This is a genomic window from Pseudomonas sp. FFUP_PS_473 (assembly GCF_002858665.1).
Classification (GTDB): Bacteria; Pseudomonadota; Gammaproteobacteria; order Pseudomonadales; family Pseudomonadaceae; genus Aquipseudomonas; species Aquipseudomonas defluvii.
The window spans coordinates 1-506 of sequence record NZ_PJQQ01000109.1 but is presented as its reverse complement, the minus strand read 5'-3'; the positions used below and the strand labels follow the sequence as shown (position 1 = coordinate 506).

General features: G+C 61.3%; 1 protein-coding gene. It reads right to left on the bottom strand.

The genetic code is table 11. The annotated features are described in order from the left end of the window. The coding region (locus tag CYD26_RS25175) for an immunoglobulin-like domain-containing protein (protein ID WP_158240148.1) at nt 1-506 on the bottom strand (506 nt) is incomplete at both ends.

The following is a 506-nucleotide window of genomic DNA, read 5'->3' as shown; positions in this document are numbered from 1 at the left end:
TCAACGGTGATGCTGCCTTCTTTCGCGCCCGCGGCGATGGTGACGACCTGGTTGTTGCTCAGGGTCACCTTCATTTCGGTGCCGGCCGGGTTGGTCAGCGACACGGTGTAGACGATCTTGCCGCCTTCAGTCACTTCGCCGGTCGCGCTGACGCTCAGGCCAGTCGAATCCTGGGTGCCAGGACCATCGGTGACAGTCGTGGACGGCTTACCAACGGCTTCTACTTTCTCGTAGTTACCACCTTCAACATTGGTAATGCTGTTGGTCAGCGGTGCGTTGGTGTTGTGAACGTTGTTCGGCGCGGTAAACGGTACCGAACCCGACGATTCACCGACCGGGATGGTGATGGTCTGGCCGTTGGCCAGGGTCACCACCAGCGGGGTACCGGTAACCGGGGCGTTGACCGACGCGGTGTAGGTGACGACGCCACCTTCAGCCACGCTTGGTGTGGCGCTCAGGGTCACGGTGGTGGTGTCAATGGTGTCGGTGACGACAGTCACTGCCGC